The 17,417-nt window shown below is 38.1% G+C and carries 18 protein-coding genes; 3 read left to right on the forward strand and 15 right to left on the reverse strand.

All coding sequences use genetic code 11. The annotated features are described in order from the left end of the window. Window positions 1-13: 13 nt before the first annotated feature. From grpE to gpr, 7 genes are all read right to left on the reverse strand, one after another. Window positions 14-616, reverse strand: a complete 603-nt coding sequence (gene grpE / locus BMSHG_RS11355) for a nucleotide exchange factor GrpE (RefSeq protein ID WP_019154574.1) — start codon at window positions 614-616, stop codon at window positions 14-16. A gap of 142 nt (window positions 617-758) precedes the next feature. After that, on the reverse strand, window positions 759-1,790 hold the full coding sequence (gene hrcA, locus BMSHG_RS11360) for a heat-inducible transcriptional repressor HrcA (RefSeq protein ID WP_019154575.1): 1,032 nt from the start codon (window positions 1,788-1,790) through the stop codon (window positions 759-761). A gap of 124 nt (window positions 1,791-1,914) precedes the next feature. Continuing rightward, the gene (gene hemW / locus BMSHG_RS11365; RefSeq protein ID WP_019154576.1) at window positions 1,915-3,060 is read right to left on the reverse strand and encodes a radical SAM family heme chaperone HemW; all 1,146 of its coding nucleotides are present in this window, start codon (window positions 3,058-3,060) and stop codon (window positions 1,915-1,917) included. A 102-nt stretch (window positions 3,061-3,162) separates the two neighbouring features. After that, window positions 3,163-4,995, reverse strand: coding sequence for a translation elongation factor 4 (lepA, locus tag BMSHG_RS11370; protein ID WP_019154577.1), 1,833 nt, complete (start codon window positions 4,993-4,995; stop codon window positions 3,163-3,165). Between the two features lie 148 nt (window positions 4,996-5,143). Next, window positions 5,144-5,467 carry a YqxA family protein gene (locus BMSHG_RS11375; protein WP_019154578.1) on the reverse strand — a complete coding sequence of 108 codons (324 nt, stop codon included), beginning with the start codon at window positions 5,465-5,467 and terminating at the stop codon, window positions 5,144-5,146. 186 nt (window positions 5,468-5,653) lie between these two features. Then, complete coding sequence (gene spoIIP / locus BMSHG_RS11380) at window positions 5,654-6,862, reverse strand: stage II sporulation protein P (protein WP_019154579.1); 1,209 nt, start codon at window positions 6,860-6,862, stop codon at window positions 5,654-5,656. A gap of 104 nt (window positions 6,863-6,966) precedes the next feature. Further along, the gene (gene gpr, locus BMSHG_RS11385; RefSeq protein WP_019154580.1) at window positions 6,967-8,082 is read right to left on the reverse strand and encodes a GPR endopeptidase; all 1,116 of its coding nucleotides are present in this window, start codon (window positions 8,080-8,082) and stop codon (window positions 6,967-6,969) included. 249 nt (window positions 8,083-8,331) lie between these two features. On the opposite strand from gpr, the gene rpsT reads away from it, so the two are divergent. Then, window positions 8,332-8,598: a 30S ribosomal protein S20 gene (rpsT, locus tag BMSHG_RS11390; protein WP_019154581.1), complete on the forward strand. Its 267-nt coding sequence runs from the start codon at window positions 8,332-8,334 to the stop codon at window positions 8,596-8,598. 304 nt (window positions 8,599-8,902) lie between these two features. On the opposite strand, the gene holA is transcribed toward rpsT, so the two are convergent. Next, a complete protein-coding gene (gene holA / locus BMSHG_RS11395; RefSeq protein ID WP_019154582.1) occupies window positions 8,903-9,928 on the reverse strand; it encodes a DNA polymerase III subunit delta in 1,026 nt (341 codons plus the stop codon). A 397-nt stretch (window positions 9,929-10,325) separates the two neighbouring features. On the opposite strand from holA, the gene BMSHG_RS27550 reads away from it, so the two are divergent. Continuing rightward, a complete protein-coding gene (locus BMSHG_RS27550) occupies window positions 10,326-10,460 on the forward strand; it encodes a YqzM family protein (protein ID WP_019154583.1) in 135 nt (44 codons plus the stop codon). A 45-nt stretch (window positions 10,461-10,505) separates the two neighbouring features. On the opposite strand, the gene BMSHG_RS26110 is transcribed toward BMSHG_RS27550, so the two are convergent. The 3 genes from BMSHG_RS26110 to BMSHG_RS11415 form a co-directional block, all read right to left on the reverse strand. After that, window positions 10,506-12,860: a DNA internalization-related competence protein ComEC/Rec2 gene (locus BMSHG_RS26110; RefSeq protein ID WP_019154584.1), complete on the reverse strand. Its 2,355-nt coding sequence runs from the start codon at window positions 12,858-12,860 to the stop codon at window positions 10,506-10,508. A 47-nt stretch (window positions 12,861-12,907) separates the two neighbouring features. Further along, a complete protein-coding gene (locus BMSHG_RS26115; RefSeq protein ID WP_051030932.1) occupies window positions 12,908-13,372 on the reverse strand; it encodes a deaminase in 465 nt (154 codons plus the stop codon). Window positions 13,373-13,519: 147 nt separating this feature from the next. Then, on the reverse strand, window positions 13,520-14,137 hold the full coding sequence (locus tag BMSHG_RS11415; RefSeq protein ID WP_019154586.1) for a helix-hairpin-helix domain-containing protein: 618 nt from the start codon (window positions 14,135-14,137) through the stop codon (window positions 13,520-13,522). Window positions 14,138-14,240: 103 nt separating this feature from the next. On the opposite strand from BMSHG_RS11415, the gene comER reads away from it, so the two are divergent. Continuing rightward, entirely contained in the window at window positions 14,241-15,089 is an 849-nt protein-coding gene (comER, locus tag BMSHG_RS11420; RefSeq protein ID WP_019154587.1) for a late competence protein ComER, read from the forward strand. A gap of 100 nt (window positions 15,090-15,189) precedes the next feature. On the opposite strand, the gene BMSHG_RS11425 is transcribed toward comER, so the two are convergent. Genes BMSHG_RS11425 through BMSHG_RS11440 form a run of 4 tightly spaced genes read right to left on the reverse strand, consistent with a single transcriptional unit; the run spans window position 15,190 to window position 17,412 of the window. Beyond that, entirely contained in the window at window positions 15,190-15,933 is a 744-nt protein-coding gene (locus tag BMSHG_RS11425; protein ID WP_019154588.1) for a class I SAM-dependent DNA methyltransferase, read from the reverse strand. Continuing rightward, complete coding sequence (gene rsfS / locus BMSHG_RS11430; protein ID WP_019154589.1) at window positions 15,930-16,283, reverse strand: ribosome silencing factor; 354 nt, start codon at window positions 16,281-16,283, stop codon at window positions 15,930-15,932. The genes BMSHG_RS11425 and rsfS overlap by 4 nt, the downstream gene beginning before the upstream one ends. Continuing rightward, complete coding sequence (gene yqeK, locus BMSHG_RS11435) at window positions 16,284-16,853, reverse strand: bis(5'-nucleosyl)-tetraphosphatase (symmetrical) YqeK (RefSeq protein WP_019154590.1); 570 nt, start codon at window positions 16,851-16,853, stop codon at window positions 16,284-16,286. It abuts the gene before it with no gap. After that, window positions 16,840-17,412 carry a nicotinate-nucleotide adenylyltransferase gene (locus tag BMSHG_RS11440; protein ID WP_019154591.1) on the reverse strand — a complete coding sequence of 191 codons (573 nt, stop codon included), beginning with the start codon at window positions 17,410-17,412 and terminating at the stop codon, window positions 16,840-16,842. Before BMSHG_RS11440 ends, yqeK begins: the two co-directional genes overlap by 14 nt. Window positions 17,413-17,417: the final 5 nt, after the last annotated feature.

Below are 17,417 nucleotides of genomic sequence, written 5' to 3' on the forward strand. Positions count from 1 at the left end.
TTTGTCTAGTAACTTATTGATTCACCTTAACCATTGCTGGACGTATGACGCGATCTTTTAGAACATATCCTTTTTGGAACTCTTCCACGACTACGTTCGAGGCAAATCCTTCTTCCTCAACCTGCATAACAGCTTGGTGGAAATTCGGATCAAATTCCTTCCCCTTCGATTCTATCGCTTCAACGCCTTCTTTCTTTAATGCATCCACAAGGCTACGATAAATCATGTCCATTCCTTGAAGTAAGGATTTGGTTTGCTCGTTATCTGTCTCAACGTTTAAAGCACGTTCAAAGTTATCTAATACCGGTAAAATATCTGAAATTAAACTTTGTGCTCTATATTTTTGCGCCGCTTCATAATCCAATTTAGCTCGACGGCGAGAATTATCAAAATCAGCTTGCAATCGAAGATAGCGATTTTCTTTTTCTTCTAGCTCTTTTTGAAGTGCTGCAACCTGTTCTTCCAGCATCGAAAGTTTATCTTCTTCAGCAGATGAAGGTTCTTCCACTATTTCTTCTTTTTCTTCAGCAAAAATAGGTTCAATTTCTTCTTGTACTGCTTGTTCTTCGTTGGTAGACACTGCTTCTTCTTCCAGTGTGTTTTTTTCCTCAGCCAACGTTTTCACCTCCCTTAAAGTAAGCACCGACTAAGTTAGTCGCTGTTGTCAGTCCTTTATCACCTATCAAAAATAAGATGATCAATACGCAAGGAAAGGGATGGAATTAACGTCATTCCACCCTTTATCAATATTTCCAGCGCTACTTACTTTGATACAGTTTTGTTAGCACTGAAGATAGATCGTTACTAAAAAATTTCAATAAGCTTATAACCCTTGAGTACTCCATGCGAGTTGGCCCTAAAATGGCGATCGTACCTAACTGCTCTGTTCCCATTGAATAAGTAGCTGTAATTAAACTACAATCATCCATTGCTGAATTGCCATTTTCCTTCCCAATTTTCACATGGATACCAGTTGGATTTCTGCGGAGGATATCATACATATCTTCCTCATGCTCAATCATCGTCAGCAAATTTTTCACTTTACTAATATCATGAAATTCAGGCTGACTGAGCATATTCGTTTTCCCGCCAAAAAACAGCTTTTCACTTGCAGGTATTTTCAAGGTCTCTACTAATGAAGTAAACATGGAATCATAGCTACGGATATGCTGCCGTAAAACAAGAGCCACTTCCTTATAGATCTTTCCATTTAATTCTTCTAGCGGGACACCTGTAAGACGATCATTCAAGATATTCACAAGCTTTTCAATATCACCTGAGTCAATTCCAGCAGGAAGATGAAACATTTTATTCTCCACATGCCCCGTATCTGTGACGATAATAGCGATCGCTGTTTCGTCATTCAAAGGAACAATTTGGATTTTTTTTAGTTTGTTCTCCCTAACTGCAGGACCTAGAACGATAGCGGTATAGTTTGTTAACTCTGATAAAATTTGTGCAGATCTTTGTACTATTTTCTCCAGTTCGTATATTCTTTCTGCGAAAATCGAACGTACAGAGTTCACTTCTTTTGTCTCAAGTTTTTGTGGTGATAGTAAATGATCTACGTAAAATCTGTACCCTTTCTCGGATGGAATTCTACCCGATGAGGTGTGTGTTTTTTCCAGAAAACCGAGTTCTTCTAAATCTGCCATCTCGTTTCGAATTGTAGCCGAACTAAATTGAATTTCTTCCTTCTTCGACAAGCTTCTCGAACCTACTGGTTGAGCAGACCGAATAAAATCATTAACAATCACTTGGAAAATTAGCAATTGACGATCTGTTAACACGATATATCACCTCTGTTAGCACTCCTTTATATCGAGTGCTAAATCTAATATTAAATTATCAAATATAAGGGGATCGTGTCAATCATTTAGGATTTTTTATTCCATCCTTCTTTCATCCTGAAACTTACCCTTGCGCAACACCTAAAAATGATTGAAAAACCTCGTTACCGAGAAATCTCCCCTTCTTAGTCAATCTTATAAAATTATTTTCCACTATAATTAATTTCTTTTCTGTTAAAACAGCCATTTCATTGGCAAATAAATCTAAAGGAGATACCTCGTATCGCTTAATAAACCTTGGAATCGAAACTCCTTCATTCTTTCTTAACCCGAGGAACATTTCTTCTTCCATTTTCTCCGCTTTTGTCGGTTTCGTTTCCTCTAATGTAGGAAATTGCCCTTGTTTTAGAGGGTCCATATACTTTTTCAATGGACCGTAATTCGAGCGTCTCCTCCCGTTAACATAGGAGTGAGCACCAGCACCAAAGCCATAATATTCATCATTGTTCCAATAAGTTAAATTATGCTGACTTTCGTACCCGGGGAGGGCGAAATTACTGATTTCATATTGATGATACCCATGCTTATCCATCTGTTCCATTAATTCCTCATACATCGCAGCCTCTGTATCTTCACCTGGTAAAGGAAGACGCCCTTTTCTCATTAGATTATAAAATACGGTTTTCGGTTCAATAATTAACGAATATCCCGAATAATGCTGAATGTCTAATGAAAAAGAGGTATGTAACGTTTCCTTAAAATCTGCTAAAGTTTGCCCAGGTAAGCTATAGATGAGATCAACACTGATGTTTTTAAACCCTGCCTGCTTAGCATGCTCGATCGATTTAAATACATCTTTCGCCCGATGGACCCGGCCAATTCTTTCTAGAAGCTCATCATTAAATGTTTGCACGCCAAAGCTAAGGCGATTAACCCCTGCATCATATAGAATTTGCAGTTTTTCCTTCGATAAATCTCCTGGATTTGCTTCAAACGTAAATTCCGTTTCGGAATTAAAAGAGAGAATATCACGGATCCCTTGGCACAAAGTTTCAAGCTGTTGTTCGTTCAAAGCAGTAGGTGTTCCCCCGCCAACAAAAATCGAACGTAGATGGGATGTTGGCGCCTCTTGTATCGTTAACTCCATCTCTTTTTTCATAAAACCTATATACTGATCGACTGGTTGTCCTTGTAAAAAAACTTTATTAAAGTCACAGTAGTGGCAAATATGTTCGCAAAAAGGGATATGGATATATGCCGCTTTACTCAAAAAATCACAACCTCGTTTTTATAAATATGAAAGAGAGGTTAGTGTTCTTGTCGTAACAAGACAATCTAACCCCTCTTTCATTCGTAATACTAGACAGAGCATCTATTTCTTCTGACTGTCGTCCATTTTCAATACGGCCATGAAGGCTTCTTGCGGTACTTCGACTGACCCAACTTGCTTCATCCGCTTTTTACCTTCTTTTTGCTTTTCAAGCAGTTTTCGTTTACGGGAAATGTCTCCACCGTAACATTTAGCTAAGACGTTTTTACGCATCGCCTTGATTGTTGAACGGGCAACAATTTTTTGTCCAATAGCCGCTTGGATCGGAACCTCGAATTGCTGTCTCGGAATTAATTCCTTTAATTTTTCAACAATGATTTTACCACGCTCATAGGCAAAGTCGTTGTGAACAATAAAGCTCAGAGCATCCACTTTCTCTGCATTTAAAAGGATATCCATCTTCATCAGCTTAGATGTTTTATAACCAATAAGCTCGTAATCAAAAGACGCATATCCTTTCGTACTAGATTTCAACTGATCGAAGAAATCATAGACGATCTCGGATAACGGCACTTCATAAACGATACTCACTCGTGTTTCATCCATGTATTGCATATCGATAAAATTGCCTCGTTTTTCTTGGCATAATTCCATGATTGCGCCAACATAATCATTCGGAGCCATCATTGTCGCTTTTACATATGGTTCTTCAATCCGTTCAATCTTCTGTGGGTCTGGCATATCAGAAGGGTTGTCTATCTTCAATTGCGAGCCGTCTGTTAAAATAACGTCATAAATAACACTTGGTGCAGTTGTAATTAAGTCAATCTTAAATTCTCTTTCAATTCGTTCTTGGATAATTTCCATATGGAGTAACCCGAGAAATCCACAACGGAAACCAAAGCCTAACGCTTGTGAAGTTTCTGGTTCAAATTGCAGAGCAGAATCATTCAATTCAAGTTTTTCTAGCGCTTCTCGTAAATCGTTAAATTTCGCACTATCGATCGGATAGAGACCACAATACACCATTGGATTTAACTTACGATAACCTGGTAATGCTTCCGTTGCTCCATTTTTAGCATTTGTAATTGTATCTCCGACGCGCGTGTCTCCAACATTTTTAATTGCGGCCGTTAAGAATCCTACGTCTCCAACTGACAATTCTTCTGTTAGAACAGCCTTAGGTGTGAACACCCCTACTTCTGTTACTTCGAATTCCTTGCCTGTAGCCATCATTCTGATTTTATCACCAGCTTTAACGGTACCTTCTACGACACGGATATAAGCAACAACACCACGGTATGCATCATATAAAGAGTCAAAAATAAGAGCCTTTAAAGGAGCTTCCGGGTCTCCAACAGGAGCTGGAACCTTTTCGACTATTTGTTCTAAAATCTCTTCGATTCCAATTCCCGCTTTCGCACTTGCTAATACGGCTTCTGATGCATCGAGACCAATTACCTCTTCAATCTCGTTGCGAACACGTTCTGGATCCGCACTTGGAAGATCGATTTTATTAATAACTGGAACAATCTCCAGATCATTATCTAGCGCTAAATAAACATTCGCTAATGTTTGAGCCTCAATTCCCTGTGCTGCATCAACCACGAGCACCGCACCTTCACATGCAGCCAAACTACGGGATACTTCATAAGTAAAATCGACATGCCCAGGTGTGTCGATTAAATGAAACGTATAAATTTCTCCGTCTTTTGCTTTGTATTTTAACTGAACTGAGTTTAATTTAATCGTTATTCCACGTTCTCTCTCTAGATCCATTGAATCGAGGAGCTGGTCCTTCATTTCACGAGCAGTTAAAGCATTCGTTTTCTCTAAAATTCTATCTGCCAATGTCGACTTTCCATGGTCGATATGAGCGATAATGGAGAAATTACGAATCTTCGATTGTCTATCTAGTCTTTCTTCTTTGTTCATATCGTTCACTCCTACTATACTCGGACACATTGAATCAATCCCAATTTAATTAAACACTAACCGTCGATTAGCCATTGGAACTGATTAAATACGCTATTTTTTGATTATAGCAGTCGATTCAGCAAGATTCAACGGAAAATAGAAGGCCCTACTGTATCAGATCGGTAATCAACTCTATCATCTTATTTGACAGAGAAGAGACGCCCTCTGCTAACTTCTTACCAAGAGTAGAGAAAAAATTATATGCCTTCATTTCTTCGAGCTTTGCTTTCTTTTCCTGGATATCATGACTACTGATATCATTACCTAAAACAGCTAGTTCAACTTGCCCACCTTCGCTTTCGGTAACATGAAGTGCTTCTTTGAAATTATTATCTTCAAAGCCCTTCATCCGATCAATCCCATCATTTGCCTGCTGCATCCCAAAAAGAACTGAGACAAACATTAAAGCTAAAACCAATAAAAATTTCAAAAAAACAGCTTCATTTTATTCACCTACTCACGTTTTTATTTAAAAAGGGTTCGGAATTTGAGAACAGTACTTTAGCCGAAAATTCACTTGAATTTGTCCTCATGAACACTCTATGAGGACAAACTCCACTATTGTCAGCAATCTGAGGTGAGGCAATTGGCTAATATAGCAATTGCCCCTTTTCCATTATTGCTCACTAGCCGGCTCTTCAACTGGGAAATTCACACTTTCTGCCTGCCAAAAGACTTCACTGAACACTTCTGCAAAAGCCTCTGCGGAGAGATTTAATTCTGCAAACGTATTATCAACGCCACCAAACTCAACGAGCATCGCATTTTCAGATAAATCTTGATTGAATTTTCCGTTCGTAGATGCCCCTTCTTTTTTTATAACTCCTCTGCTCAACCCCGGATACTTCTCCTCTAACTTTTTGTGTATTTCTGAAACTAGTTTTAAATTCTTCTCATAATTCGGATTTTCTGCTCCTAGCACAAATGCAAGTTTCGCATAAGACTTGCCGTTAATTTTGATCGACGTATCATCTTTTCTCTTAGAATCACGATGAATATCAATTAAATAAGTGAGATCTCGATTTCCTGTAATTGCTGCTTCAACGACATTTCTTGATTCATCATAGGATTTACTATAGGTGAGACCTTTTTCATTTAGATTGGTCATAATATCCGTTTTGTCCACAACCGTTCCAATTCCATATCTTTCTAATTGCCCTTTCAGATGATCTCCAATCCTTGTCACATTGATTTTTGAATGCTGCGCTGAATTAGGATCTGTAACCCCTTCTAAATGAGGAAGAAAAGATTCTCTCGTATGGGAAAAATAAATATAGACAAGGTTTCGCTCACCCGTCGTTTGTTCTGGTGGTGGTGCTTCTTCTTGCCCATCTTCTGTGTCATCCAATCCCTCAATATCTTTTATATCTGCCTCATTCTCTTTTTTCAACACATCCGGTGGTGGGGGTGATTCAATCGGTAAATTCGTATAATTGGTTCCTTCTCCAGCTAGTACAATTTGCCCGTCAAATATTGAAAATCCTGGTAGCTCTCTCCCTAGGAGACTTCTAGGATCATCTAGACTAACATTCGTCGATACCTTGAACATTAAGCTTGATAAACTTGGTGTTGTTTCATCCTTTGGGAGCACTTGTCCAAATGCATGATTCTCTGTCCCTAGAAGGCGGTATAACACTTCACCTGTTAAATGACCTGTCGCACTATTAATAGACGATGATTTAATTTGATACTCTGGTTTCAAAGATGTAATTAAGCCACTAACAGAAAAAATTAGTAACAGTAATAACATCACAACTAATAAAAATTGAAAAACACTGGTCCCTTGTACTGTTACGACAAATGAAGAAGACCTGTTATATTTCATCGTTCCACCTCTTTTAGTAAGTCTACTAATTCATATGACTTTACTAGAAAAGATAGAACCATTTTCCAAGGCTATTATTTAGCTGATAAAAAGAGCCGTACAGATTATCTTGTGTAGAATCCTGCGTTCTCTTCGTTAATCGATTTGTGTAGCGCCGCATTTAATCCATTGGCGAGGAGATTCGACATGTCTTCAATAAAGACATCGACTTCCTTTGGTGTCACCATGAGATTATGTCCAAGAGGAGAAAGAACTTCGGATATTAATTTTCTTTTTTCCTCTTCTTCTAACGTTCCAATCATTCCTAAAAATGTTTTACGATGATGCTCCTCAGGTAAATCTTCATCTGTTAATTTTTTTCTTTTTCCAAACGTCATTCCAGCTGGGGCGAGAGCACGCGAAGGACGGTCCCCTTCTTTTAATTCCTTGCCAAAATGCTTTAAAATATAGTCAATCGTGTCACTCGTAATCGAGACCGCATCGACAACGGTTGGTACACCGATCGCAATAACTGGAATTCCGAGCGTTTCCTTGCTTAATTCTTTCCGCTTATTTCCTACTCCTGAACCAGGATGAATTCCTGTATCGGAAATTTGAATCGTAGAGTTGACTCTGTCGATTGATCTGGAAGCGAGTGCGTCAATGGCAATAACGAAATCCGGCTTCGTCTTTTCTACAATGCCTCGAATAATATCACTTGTTTCGATCCCCGTTAGTCCCATCACCCCTGGAGCAATTGCGCTAACTGGTCGAAATCCTTCCTCTACACTTTCTGGCTGTAACTCATATAAATGCCTCGTAATGACTAGATTCTCACACACTTGAGGTCCAAGAGCATCAGGAGTGACATTCCAATTCCCTAATCCGACTACTAAACAAGATGCATCCTCTTTAATTCCTAGCTCCTTCATAAAATGAGAGAATTCTAAGACAAAAGTATCTTCTACTTTTTGCTGAAGTTCCGTGTCCTGCTGCCTAATCCCAATTACTTCAAGAGTTAAATACTTCCCTTCTTTCTTCCCTATCGCCTCTGCTCCCTCTTTCGTAATTTCTACTAGGGAAATTTTTATATCATTTTCCTCTTTCTCCTTTATGATCACACCCTCGATTTGTGAGAGATTCTCCTGTCCACGTACATTATCTTTTTCTCTTTCTGCAATAACCATTTCTCTGGCTTCAACTGCTAAATCTGTTCTGACTGCAAATTGACTTAAATCCATTTTTACCTCTCCTTTCCTTCATATGTAATTTCTTCTAGTAATTCCATAAAAAGATTGCTATTATCTAGCATTACCGTCATAAATCCAAAACATTCATTTGAAAAAACATTTACTTTACCGTAAAATAAACAGATAGTATTGCAAAAGATATATCCGTTTGATAAAATATCTCTTGTTCTGCAATTTATGTTATGATTGTAAATATCGAGTTTTATATAATCTCGATTGCTTTTTCGGGAGGTGAATGGAATGGCAAATATTAAATCTGCTATCAAGCGTGCTAAGACAAGTGAAGAGCGTAATGCTCATAACTCTACAGTTAAATCTGCAATGCGTACTGCTGTTAAAAAAGTAGAAGCTGCAGTTGTAAATAACGACGGAGCTACTGCAAAAGAAAGCTACGTAGAAGCTGCTAGAAAATTAGATAAGGCTGCTGCAAAAGGTCTTATCCACAAGAATGCTGCTGCTCGTAAAAAATCTCGTTTAGCAAAGAAGTTAAACTCTTTAAACGCATAATTGTGTCAGGCTATCTCCTAAAAGATAGCCCTTATTTTTGCACAAAAAAGGAACCGTCGCGGTTCCTTTTTTTAGTGAAAACGTTCATGATTAAGCCTTGTAGATATATGAAGCACTTAAAGTTTGGACAATAAGAGGAATTTTCCCTGTTATAAACCTCAAGTGGGCTCGTTTCAAAGAAAATAAGCGAAGATTCCCCCTAAAAAAAACCGCCTATCTGCACATTTCTGGAAGCGATAGACGGAAATTCCCCTGATTTTTAGATTTACTAATCAACGGAAAATTTTCGGATAGTAATGCTTTTTTATTTTCGACCTTGCAATTTAAATAAAAACATTTCAATGATCAATTCTTTATTCATCCCACCTGTTTTTGATTGGTAATCGGCATCGGCTAAAAGTTTCATGATTTCTGCTAGCTCTTCGTCCTTGAATAGCTTTGCCTGTCCTGCTGCTAGCTTTACGCGATATGGATGTGCCTTAATGAATCCAGCAATTTGCTGTTGCCCATAGCCTTTCCTCGCCAATTCCTTTACTTGATAAAGTAATCGGAACTGTCCTGACAGAATCGACAAAATTTTGATTGGCTCTTCATTTTGCTTTAATAAATCATAATAAATGCGAAAAGCTTTATCGATCTTTCTTTGAACAATTTTCTCCACCAACTCAAAAATATTTTGCTCCAACGATCTTGATACTAAAGCATCTACCATAGAAACAGTAATGACATTGCCTTCTGTCGTAGCATAGAGGGCAAGCTTGTCCACTTCTGTCGTAAGCATAAATAAATTTGTTCCAGCAAGAGCTAACATTTGCTCGACGGCATCCTCATTAATTGTTACATCGTTTAAAGCCGCACGATCTTTAACCCAAACTTTGAGTTCCTGTTCATTTAATCTTTTTGCCTCAACAATACTACCTTTTCTTTTCATTTCCTTCGTAATTTTTTTGCGTTCATCAAGCTTTTCGTATGACCCAGCGAATACGACGATCGAATAAGGAGCAGGCTCTTGTAAATACGCTTCTAATTTAGCTATATTATGCTCGACCTTAGACTTTGACTTCTCTGCCGTAAGAAAGAAAGGATTATTCAATATAATTAGCCTTCGTTCTCCTAAAAAGGGGAAGGTCTCGGCATCCTCAAGGGCTACTTCTACTGGGGTCTCCTCTAAATCATATGTAGCAAAATTGAACTCCAATTCCTCCTCATTTAAGGCATATTTCATTAACAATTGCTTTGTTTCATTGATTAGAAAAGACTCACTTCCGTATACTACATATATAGGGGAAAGTTGCTTTTTCTTTATTTGTTTCCATACATCTAAAACCAATATTTTCTCTCCGTTCTTTAACATTCTTATATTAATCGTATAGAAGCACGGAGTTTTTGACAAGGGAGAAATATTCTAATGGCAGATTCCATACTAAAAGGGAATTGGTTACGTAACAACCAACCCCCCTATTTATAGTAAACGCTAGCAAATAAGGCCTAGGATACTTACCCACTAGCGGTACAACCTTGTTAATAATAGTGTAGCCGGATGATTGCAAACTATTTGTGACAACTCTTGTCAGTATAGGAAAAGTGGCTTATACTAGAAAACGTCTACGTATTTAATTATCAAACAGGAAGAAATTAAAAATACGAAGCTTTTTCATGCTTTCGTTCTCCAATTGTTTATTGCTTTATGAGGGCCATCTATTATAATGGAAATAGGAGGGGTTATTGTGAATCCATTTGAAAAAGAAGTACAAAGCAAGCGCAATGACGCTATTGATTCAGGAGTAGGTTTTATCGTCTCTTTCGGTTTCTTTGCAACATTGTTCATTATTGCTACCATCATTCAATTTATCGGATCATAAGTACATAGCATTGCCACTTGACTGCACCTTTTCGTGCAGTCTTTTTTATTTGGCAGTCCCATTAAAATTCGCTTTTGCTTTATCATATGGTTTTCCGGTTAAAAAGGTTCCTTTCTCTTTTGTAAAACTAAAGCGGATGGCTCCATCCCTATCGGTTCTATAAATAGTGATTTCACGCTCCTCCAGTTTGTTGATCACCTCTAGATGCGGATGGCCAAAGCGATTATCCTTTCCGGCTGATATGAGCGCAACCGTTGGTCTTAAATGATCCAGCCACGAATCAGAAGTCGAGGTTTTACTTCCATGATGGCCAACTTTTAAGACATCAATTTGTAAGTTGGGATAGGCTGCAAGTAATTGACTCTCACCCACTTCCTCCAAATCCCCCGTAAACATCCATTTCAATCCCCCTAATTCTGTATAAACGACGATAGACTGGTCATTTCGTTCCAATCCTACACTTGTGGATGGGGACAAAATATGGAAGCTATGACCATTGACCTTCCAACTCTCTCCGTTTTGAGTAAAATGAACTGATATATCTTTCTCCTTAGCAAGCTCAAGCAATTCCACTTCAAGATTAGCCCTATTTTCGGCGACGGGAAGAACCATTTCCTTCACCTTCATCTCCTTTAAAACGGCTGTTGCTCCACCTACATGATCCATATCTCCATGAGTTAAAATGAGCTTATCAAGAGTGGTGATCCCCTTACTTTTTAAGTATGGAATAAGCACATCTTGACCTACTTCAAATGGATTTCTTCGCTTCATCCACTCTTCTTGCGGAAATTGAATGGTTCCTCCTGTATCAATTAAATATATTCCCTTATTCTTAGGCAGTTGGATTAAAATACTATCCCCTTGTCCCACATCAATCATTGTAATTTCTCCTGGCGAATAGTACTTTTCAATAACAAAGGGAGCGCTTAGAAAAATGAATAAGAGGAAGAACCTAATATACATCTGTGTTCTCGTTCTCCATTTTTCCCACAAATAGAAACCATATGGAATTCCAATACACAAAATGATGAGAGAAATCGAGGTTGGTCTTCCAAGAACCAATGTATTAAAAGGAAATTTAGAGAGCCATAAGGTAATCGAATTTAAGAGTTGAAAATTAAAGTCTAAGAAGGACGCGAGCGGATTGAGCAACTCTCCAAAAAGAAGGGATAAAATATACCAAAGAAGACATAACGGCAAGATAATAACCGAATAAAGAGGGATAAAAAATAGATTTGCTATCAAAGAAACAAGGGAAAATTCATAAAAATGATAGAGCATGATCGGAATGGAAGCAATTTGAGAAATGACAGAGGTCACACAAAGTAGCAAAAGCGGTCGATCCATATATCGACTTAAAATCGCACGAGACAAAACGAGAGAAAAACTGACCGTAAAGGAAAGTTGGAAGCCCACATCATAAATAGCAAACGGTGAAATAAATAAATATACCGTTAATACAATGCTAATAATGTCTGCCGGATTGAGTTTTTTCCTTCTCATTTTGAGTATAAGTAATGCCAAAAACATCATAAAACAGGCGCGAATGACAGATGGAGCTCCACCTGTCAAAATGATATAGATAGGTAAAAATACGATTAAAATCGTCATCATCTTTTCTCTAGAAATATGAGCCCGTAGGCCAACTAGAAATAAAATGCCCATTAACATTCCAACATGAAGCCCAGAGATCGCTAGTAAATGGATAATGCCGAGTCTTTGGTAAGCAACTATTAAATCTTGCTCAATAAATTGTCGATCACCAAACACGAGAGCAATTGCTAGAGGAGCTGAATTTTCGGGGAATTGCTCGTTGATAAATTGAATTCCCTTTTGCCTTATTTTTTGAAAAAAGAAGAGAGGCCCGGTTTGTTCATGGCAGTGTTCTAAATTTAACTGTTTTACATCTAAAATCCAAAATATTTGCTCGTTTTGCAAATAATGCTGATAGTTGAACATGTTCGGATTACCCGGTCGTTCCGGTTTTTTTAGTTGTCCTTGTACCTGACATCTTGAACCGACGGATAGATTTGAGAACTCATCCTTTTCCAGCGGACTTGTGAGCCGATAGTGAAGTACAAGCTTTTCTTTAGATTTAATATCCTCGGCGTACGTCGAGAAGAAATTTCCGTCTACTTTCATTGGATGTTGAAGGGTGACGGTAAACTCTGTTTCTGCTCCTGTCATCTGCGATTGATTTTTGTCTTCATAGGTTTTTGCATGTACAAAAAGGAAAAAGAAGATACTGATTAAAATCAGGAGTTGTTTTGGTGAAAATCGATTGAGGAATAAAAGAAAGAAGAAAAGAAGAAAAAAAACAGCCAGAAAAAAGAGACCCTCTAAAGCAGCTAAAATTCCAAAAAGTGAAGCCAACCCAATGAATATATATGTATTTTTCAATAAAAACCTCCCCATTCAAAAGGAGGAGGCATATGCCTCCAACACTCTTATAAAGGTTGAAAATCCCACTTTAAACCACCAGTAGAATTTCTCATTTCATCGTTATAATTTTCGATTTGGACATCCATTTTTATCGCTTCAACATGACTGATTTCAAGAAGATGATAGCAGTAATCATGATTTTTATAATCATAGTTATAATAAATTTTCGTAATTCCTGCCTGAAGAATTTTCTTCATACAATGAACACATGGAAAATGCGTCACATAAATTTGACTTCCTTTTGTAGATACCCCTTGTAAGGCACATTGTAAAATTGCATTTTCTTCTGCATGAAGACATCTTAAACAGTGGTTATCCTCAACGTAACAACCTGCATCGATACAATGGTCTTCTCCACTAATTCCACCGTTATAGCCTGTACTAATAATTCGATTATTTTTGACAAGCACTGAACCGACATTTAGGCGATTGCAGGTACTCCTCATACTAATAAGATGGGCATTTAGCATAAAGTACTGATCCCAAGTTAATCTGTTTTCGTTCAACTGACTCACCCTTTACTCTGACTTATCTTTTAGTTTAATGGGAAATGAGAAGGCTCGTCAATTTCAAATTATACTTGTTAGTGAAAAATCACTGTTCCTAACATACAAGATCTAGTTAACGGTTATGCTTTCCTGTAATTTTTCAAATGTTTTTTGCCCAAATCCGCTAATCGACATAATATCCTCAATTGTTTTAAAACCACCATTGCTTTCTCGATATTCAATAATCGCCTCTGCCTTTGCTGGCCCTATTCCAGGAAGGGTTTCTAATTCAGTAGAACTAGCCTTATTGATATTGATTTTCTGATTTGCAGTGTCACTCCCATCTCCTGAAAAACCCAACTCCATTTCATCCCCTTCTTCCCCAATCAGCGGAACATAAACAACCATTTCATCAGTCACTCTCATGGCAAAATTGGTTGCGGATGAGTTAGCTTCATCAGTCACTCCTCCCGCTTTGTCAATCACATCCTTGACCCTGTCACCTACGGTTGCCTTATACACACCTGGTTGATGGACCGCACCTTTTACATCGACCAATATCTCCTGTTCTCCTTGTTCTTTTGTTTCCTCCACCTCTTGGAATGGTTCTTCAATAGACTCCCACCCTTCATCCACGTTCTCCTTTTCTGTAGACCAAACGGTAGAAAACAAATAATAGCCAAAAAGTCCAATTACACCAACAGCTGTGGCAATATATTTTTTATGCTCTTTTATCCACTCTAACATCAGCTATCTTCCTTTCTTTGACATAATTCAATAGAGAAATTCATATCGTTATAGCAATGGGTTAATTGTGAGATTTTCTAAATATAGAAGGAGGGTTGTAACCATGAAAATTGGGGTCATTGGTACAGGTAACATGGGGAGAATTGTGATCGAGGCATTTATCGACGGAAAAGCCATATCCCCTTCTTCGCTCATTATTACGAATCGTACAATATCAAAAGCGATTGCCATTCAAGAGCTTTATCCTGACATAATCGTTCTCAATTCAGTCGAAGAGGTAGCAAAAGCTGCGGATCTTCTTCTACTTTGTGTAAAACCAGGAAATATGTATACTGTCATTAACCAAATTCAGCCTTTTTTAACTAAGGAGAAATGCGTCGTTTCCATAACAAGTCCGATCAGTGTTACATTGCTTGATTCTCATCTTCCATGTTCTACAGCTAGAGCAATCCCGAGCATCACCAATCGAGCACTGGCAGGGGTCTCGCTCCTCACCTTCAGTGAAAAATGCGAGCGGCATTGGCACAAAACGATAAGTGAACTCTTTAGTCGCATTTCAATCCCTCTTATCATTGATGAGAATATCACCCGCGTTTCATCTGATATCGTCAGTTGCGGACCGGCATTCTTCACGTATTTAACGAGAAGATTTATAGATGCTGCGGTCTCAGAGACAAATATCGACCGCAAGACTGCCACAAAAATGACAAGTGAAATGCTGATTGGACTTGGGTCGCTCCTTAGTAAAGAATTCTACACATTGGAGTCATTGCAAGAAAAGGTGACGGTAAAAGGTGGGGTAACTGGAGAAGGGATTACCGTTTTAGAAAATGAACTTGGAAAAGTATTCGAACATCTTTTTCAGGCTACACATGCGAAGTTTGATGAAGATTTAAAAGAGGTAAATACGGCTTTTTCAAGAACCGAAGAGCATAAAAGCCCAAGGTATTAAACTATAAATTCGACTTTAGAAAAGAAAATCCTTCAAAATAATTGAAAAAATATCACATTTTTGTGTCAAAAAGAGGGAGTCAATACGACCCCCTCTTTACTCATTTTTTATGTCCTGCTATGAAGAATACACGTTCAGAATGAGCAGTCGGTTCACCTTCGAAATCACCGATTTTTTCAAGGACAGCAAAACCAGCGTCATCTAACCATTGCTCATAGGTTTCGATTGAAAAAGTTCTTTGTGAATGATTTTCATCAATCCGATCATATTTACCTGTTGCATCCTCCACAAAGAATGTTAACTCATGATCGACACTATGAGGGGATTCTCCCTCAAAACAGTTCCAAATGTAACAGATATTTCCATCATCATATGTAAATGTTTGCTCCATAAACACTTCATTCATTTTATAAAGGGAATGGACATCAAAAATAAATAAGCCATCATCTTTTAAAAACTGCTTAATTTGAGCGAATGTTTGCTTCACTTCATCCTCTGTTTGCAAATAATTTAAGGAGTCGCAAAAGATGCCGATGAGATCATACGTCGTGATTAAATCAAGTTCAGCCATATTTTGTTGAAAAAACTCAATCGTCATTCCCCATTCAACGGCTTTTGCCTGTGCAACTGTGAGCATATCCTCAGATAAATCAACTCCAGTCACATCATAGCCTTCCTTTTCAAGTCGTATCGATAATTCACCGGTCCCACAAGCAAGATCTAACAGCTTCTTTCCAGCCAAATTGTATTTTTCACAACGCTCATGAATGATACGGACCCATTGTTCATACGGGACGTCTTTCATTAATTCATCATACAAATAGGCAAATCGTTCATAGGTCATGTGAGCTCACTCTGAATATTAAGAGTAGGCGCATCTCCCCATAGTCGTTCTAAATTATAATATCTTCGTTCATCACGATGGAAGACATGGGCGACAACATCACCGAGATCAATTAAAATCCATTTTGCCTCGTCAAACCCTTCCATTCTTTTTACATCATGGCCATTTTCAACAGCTTTGTCTTTAATTTCACGAGCGATCGCTTGGACTTGTTTGTCAGAATTTCCGTGACAAATTAAAAAGTACTCTGCTATTAAAGAAATCCCTTTCATATCAAGCGCAACAATATCTTCTGCACGCTTATCGTCTGCTGCCTTTACTGCCATCGTTAATAATTGATTATCATTCATCTACTCAGTCCTCCTGTTTGCAATTAGATCATTGTACGTATGAAATGTATCCGGGAATACAGGTTGGTTTTTCTTCATCAAAAAGAAAATCGTGTTTTGTACTGCTTTAATGAGGGCTAGTTGCAAATCGTCTTTCGCTAACTCTCTTACTTCCTCAACTCCAGGAAAACGTCGGCCTGGCTCAATATAGTCTGCCAAATAAATGACTTTTTCAAGCAACGTCATTCCTACACGACCTGAAGTATGGTATTTGATTGCATCTAGAACGTCTATATCCGTGATCCCTACTTCTTTTTTCACAAGAAAAGCGCCCACTGGAGCATGCCATAACTCGCTGTTATACTGAAGCAATTCAGGTGACATTTTTTCCTCAATAATAATTTGCTTCATTTCATCTTTCGGCCGAAATTTTGCATAATCATGAAATATAGCAGCGCTTTCAGCCTTCTGCTCTTCAGCCCCATACTTTCGAGCTAAAAGGATCGCCGTTTCCATTACACCGATCGTATGTTCATATCGATGGTCAGTTAAATGTGGTTTCACAATCGCCAGTGCTTCATTTCGATTCATACAAATGATTCTCCTTCAAATAGTTAATGAGGGAATCTGGAAGCAAATAACGGATCGACTTCCCCTCTTGGATTCTCTCCCTAATTAAGCTAGATGAAACATGAAACTCAGGAATATCAATATGAATAATCGGATACGTTGTTTTTTCCTGATATGTCGGTCTATTAACACCAACAAAAGACACCATTTCAATCAATTCATCTATTTTGTGCCATTTAGGCAGATACTCAATCATATCTGCACCAATGATAAAGTAAAAAAGGTTATCAGGATAACGATCCTTTAATTGCTTGATTGTATCATATGTATAAGAAGGACCTGAACGTTCAAGCTCAATTGTCTCTACTTTAAAATAAGAGACATCCTTGATTGCTAATTCCAGCAAATTCAGGCGATCCTCGGTCGTAATTAGATCCGATTTTTCCTTATGAGGTGGTTCCTGATTAGGAAGAAACCATATCTCATCCAGCTCTAATTCATGAAATACCTCGTTCGCAATGAGAAGATGACCATGGTGAGGAGGATCGAATGTTCCTCCTAATAATCCAATCTTCCTCATTCACT

This window comes from Robertmurraya massiliosenegalensis JC6 (assembly GCF_000311725.1).
GTDB lineage: Bacteria > Bacillota > Bacilli > Bacillales > Cytobacillaceae > Robertmurraya > Robertmurraya massiliosenegalensis.

Bases quoted from the DNA above. Each gene is read 5' to 3' on its own strand.
- lepA (WP_019154577.1), bottom strand. From the start codon at position 4,995: ATGAACAAAGAAGAAAGACTAGATAGACAATCGAAGATTCGTAATTTC.
- spoIIP (WP_019154579.1), bottom strand. From the start codon at position 6,862: ATGAAATATAACAGGTCTTCTTCATTTGTCGTAACAGTACAAGGGACC.
- gpr (WP_019154580.1), bottom strand. From the start codon at position 8,082: ATGGATTTAAGTCAATTTGCAGTCAGAACAGATTTAGCAGTTGAAGCC.
- rpsT (WP_019154581.1), top strand. From the start codon at position 8,332: ATGGCAAATATTAAATCTGCTATCAAGCGTGCTAAGACAAGTGAAGAG.
- BMSHG_RS26115 (WP_051030932.1), bottom strand. From the start codon at position 13,372: ATGCTAAATGCCCATCTTATTAGTATGAGGAGTACCTGCAATCGCCTA.
- BMSHG_RS11415 (WP_019154586.1), bottom strand. From the start codon at position 14,137: ATGTTAGAGTGGATAAAAGAGCATAAAAAATATATTGCCACAGCTGTT.
- comER (WP_019154587.1), top strand. From the start codon at position 14,241: ATGAAAATTGGGGTCATTGGTACAGGTAACATGGGGAGAATTGTGATC.
- BMSHG_RS11425 (WP_019154588.1), bottom strand. From the start codon at position 15,933: ATGACCTATGAACGATTTGCCTATTTGTATGATGAATTAATGAAAGAC.
- rsfS (WP_019154589.1), bottom strand. From the start codon at position 16,283: ATGAATGATAATCAATTATTAACGATGGCAGTAAAGGCAGCAGACGAT.
- yqeK (WP_019154590.1), bottom strand. From the start codon at position 16,853: ATGAATCGAAATGAAGCACTGGCGATTGTGAAACCACATTTAACTGAC.
- BMSHG_RS11440 (WP_019154591.1), bottom strand. From the start codon at position 17,412: ATGAGGAAGATTGGATTATTAGGAGGAACATTCGATCCTCCTCACCAT.